The organism is Bradyrhizobium yuanmingense (assembly GCF_900094575.1).
Taxonomy (GTDB): Bacteria; Pseudomonadota; Alphaproteobacteria; order Rhizobiales; family Xanthobacteraceae; genus Bradyrhizobium; species Bradyrhizobium yuanmingense.
In genome coordinates this window covers 1-3,321 of the sequence record NZ_FMAE01000075.1, presented here as the reverse complement: position 1 = coordinate 3,321, position 3,321 = coordinate 1, and the positions used below count along the sequence as shown (strand labels likewise).

4 protein-coding genes are annotated in these 3,321 nt (G+C 54.3%); 3 read left to right on the top strand and 1 reads right to left on the bottom strand.

Annotated features, from left to right (window positions below):
- Positions 1 to 57: 57 nt before the first annotated feature.
- On the top strand, positions 58 to 1,644 hold the full coding sequence (locus GA0061099_RS38940) for an ATP-dependent helicase (protein ID WP_338060721.1): 1,587 nt from the start codon (positions 58 to 60) through the stop codon (positions 1,642 to 1,644).
- Positions 1,547 to 1,975: a 3'-5' exonuclease gene (locus tag GA0061099_RS43375; RefSeq protein WP_083235196.1), complete on the top strand. Its 429-nt coding sequence runs from the start codon at positions 1,547 to 1,549 to the stop codon at positions 1,973 to 1,975. Before GA0061099_RS38940 ends, GA0061099_RS43375 begins: the two co-directional genes overlap by 98 nt.
- Positions 1,976 to 1,982: 7 nt before the next feature.
- Here GA0061099_RS43375 and GA0061099_RS38930 read toward each other — a convergent pair whose 3' ends face one another.
- A complete protein-coding gene (locus tag GA0061099_RS38930) occupies positions 1,983 to 2,447 on the bottom strand; it encodes a hypothetical protein (protein ID WP_074448685.1) in 465 nt (154 codons plus the stop codon).
- 680 nt (positions 2,448 to 3,127) lie between these two features.
- Here GA0061099_RS38930 and GA0061099_RS41965 point away from each other — a divergent pair.
- On the top strand, positions 3,128 to 3,321 hold a 194-nt coding region (locus GA0061099_RS41965; RefSeq protein WP_208604932.1), incomplete at its 3' end, for a hypothetical protein.

The following is a 3,321-nucleotide window of genomic DNA, read 5'->3' as shown; positions in this document are numbered from 1 at the left end:
CTACATGAACATGCGACCGCTCTATCAGCCACAACTCTCTGAAACCGGAGCCGTCGCCTGATCAAAAGTGCGAAAGATTCTGGACAGTACCCGACGCAGCATCGCCCGTTGTTGATTGTTGCTGGCGCGGGGACCGGAAAGACCCGCGTGTTATCAGCTCGTACAGGTCGTTTAATCGCTTGCGGGGCCAAACCAGGGCGAATGTTTGTCGCAACATTCACTCGGAAGGCGTCCCATGAATTGGTCGAGCGCGTCCAGTCTGTCATCAAGGCCGAATCTGGTGGAGCATCGATTAGCCTGCCTTATACGGGCACGTTTCATTCCATAGCTAACAAATTGCTTAGGGAATTCGCCGCCCAGATCGGCCTAACGAAGAAATTCACAATCCTGGATCGAGACGACGAAAAACACTTGATGGATATCGCTCTAACAGGATCCGGAAAAGCTGGTAGCAAAAAGGCGTTCCTCTCCGCGGACGAATGCTGTGACGTGCTCTCGTACAGCAGGAACGCCAATCTGTCGCTCCAGGCGACGTTGAAGAGGCGGTTTTCGGGATCGATGCGGCATCGACGATCCTTGCCGATCATATTTAAGAGGTACGCAAAGGCCAAGCTTTCGCGAAATTGTGTAGACTATGACGACCTACTTGTTCACCTCAGAACTTTGCTGCGTCGGCCCGAAATCGGCGATGAGCTTCGAAGGCGCTTCGAGTATGTCCTGATCGACGAATTTCAGGACACCAACAGACTGCAGTTCGAGATCATAAAGCTGCTAAAGCCAGACGGGCGCGGTGTGACGGTTGTCGGCGACGATGCGCAAGCCATTTATTCCTTCCGGGCGGCGACTGTCGAAAACATTCGCGGCTTCCCGACGAGCTTTGCATCGGTCGCAAAAGTCGTTGCTCTTGAGAGGAACTATCGCTCAACATCCGGCCTACTAAAAGCATCCAACGCCGTCATCTCGCGGGCTGACGGGGCCTTCGAAAAGAACCTATGGTCAAAACGGAAGTCAGACCAACTGCCTCTTTTGACGACAGTCCGAGACGAGCGAGGGCAGGCCAAGCACGTCGTGGAGGGAATTCTGTCCTTGAAAGAGCAGGGTATGCGGCTCAGCCAGCAGGCCGTCCTCACAAGGACATCGCGGGAGGCTGCTTTTCTTGAAGCTGAGCTTCAGAAAGCAGGAGTGCCGTTCAAAAAATGGGGCGGCCTCAGGTTGTTGGAAGCCGCTCACATCAAGGATGTTGTGTCCATACTTCGATGGCACGAAAATCCGAGTGACCAGATCGCTGGATTTCGAGCTCTCTTACTTTTAGAAGGGGTCGGCAAAGTCACCGCGCATCGAATTTTGAACGACTTCGATGGGATGCCGCCGCACAGGTTATTGGAGCGGGCAGGTGTGCCTGAAGCGGCGCAAAAGCAAGTGGAGAAATTCAGACGGCTTTCGGCAAAGCTAACAGCGTCTAAGTGGCCCGCGTCTTTGGATAGCACGCTGAAATGGTACGGGCGCAGGCTTAAGCAGAACTGTGAGGACAAACTAGAGAGCTGGCTTGCGGACCTTGAACAACTCGGCGGTTCTTGGACGAGACTTCGAATCTGGCCGGGAATTCTTGACCGAGCTTGCCTTGGAATTCCCTGCTGTTGCTGAGCGGCAATATTCGGAAGGAGGCCCCGACGATGTTTTGACTCTCTCGACAATCCACAGCGCAAAAGGATTGGAATGGAGGTCCGTCACAATTCTCAACGTGATGGAAGGCTGTATTCCGTCTGCCCGGGCGAAAAGTAGCGCGGCCCTGGAGGAAGAGCGTCGTCTTTTGTATGTTGCCATGACTCGGGCCCGAGATAGGCTCGAACTGGTCTACCCAAGACGAAACTGTCAACCTGGTCCTCGAAACATACCCGCTGCTACAGTGCTTTTTCGCCCGTCGCAGTTCTTGCCGAGCTCTATTTTGTCGTCTTTCGAGCTAGCAGAGGCGTAGTATTATCTCATGGTTTTAGAGTCAGACGGGGCTTTACGAAGTAGAGCGGCCGGCGCCGACTCGATTTGCTCTGGGTTTTGCTTGCCAGGTCGGCGCAACCCGCGATGCCGTTGTTGGCTCTCAAGAAACGAAGCAGATCGTTCGCGGCAACATTTCGCGTCAGCGCATATTCCAGTGCGCGCGTCCAACGGCTTCTCATCCGTAGATCGTCGTCGTCGCAGGAGGCGTCAATTATCGTACGGACAGCGTGCTGGCCTGAGCGCACAGAGGCCATCAAAACGCAAGGGGCGATTTCAGCAAGGTTGTCTACCAGGTCGTTCTGGTCGAAATATTCGTACGCACGCAGTACTGACCGAAGGTACCTGTAATCCGAGGTTTTGCTTCTGTCCTTTCGTGCTTTTTCGTAGGACGCTCGAACCAGGGCGATTCGTGCGACGATCCTCTCCTCATTTGTCCGCTTGGTTTTGGCCATAACTAGTTCTCCTCGCGTTGCTTACTCTCACATTAGCGTCACAACGGGCGAGCAGGTTAGATTAAGAGCGAGCCGCGATCTGGTAGGAGACGATCGCTTGTTCAGGTGCAACACTTCCCGCCTGCAAGCGGCAGCGGTGATGCGTGATCGAAAGCTTGATGCGATTTTGCTCACGTCGAAGGATCCTGGCATTGACAAAAACGCGCAATCTTGCGGGGCTTCTCCATCGGCCTATGCCCTTCAGCTTGCCGCGTCGTTTTAGGCGAAGCTGCAGGCGAAAACCGCAATTCAGATGGTCGGAAATGAAAGGTTTCGAGCCGAGTCATTTTCTCAGAATTGTTTGAAAGATTCCGGCCGTTTGGCTGGAGTAGGCGTGGTGACGACCATCCGCCCAAATCGGTCGACGTGAACAGCATGGCTCCGCGGCGGGATTGTGCTCGGGTTCATCTCGTATCTTGTAAATGCGTTCTACATCGAAACGCGCAGTGTTCTGCAGAGATCGGAGGACGGCCTATGCCAACTCATTCAACCCTTGGGACCAAGGTTTACCTGGTTGGTCCTGGTGAAATAGCTGAAATCGTCAAATGGGCGAAGCAACGATTATCGCCCTTGCAAGGAAACGCCCATAATCGTCAGCGTGAGTGCCGGATTGCGCCCACGCGAAGTTGCGGACATCCTCGATGATCTCGCCAAGTACATTCGCGGGAGCCAAAAGACTGCCAAAACGCTACGGGGAAGGAAGGCTCGTCCAGAGAAGATTTACGCGGATCTGTCCTGATACACTTGTCGCCAAATCCGTGCAGGGCCCCATGAAGAACGACCTGCGGAACATCTATCTGGCCCCACACCGGGCCGAAGCTGAAACCGCGATCGA

What these genes read in the sequence shown, in the direction of transcription:
- GA0061099_RS38930 (WP_074448685.1), bottom strand. Translation starts at nt 2,447, where the DNA reads ATGGCCAAAACCAAGCGGACAAATGAGGAGAGGATCGTCGCACGAATC.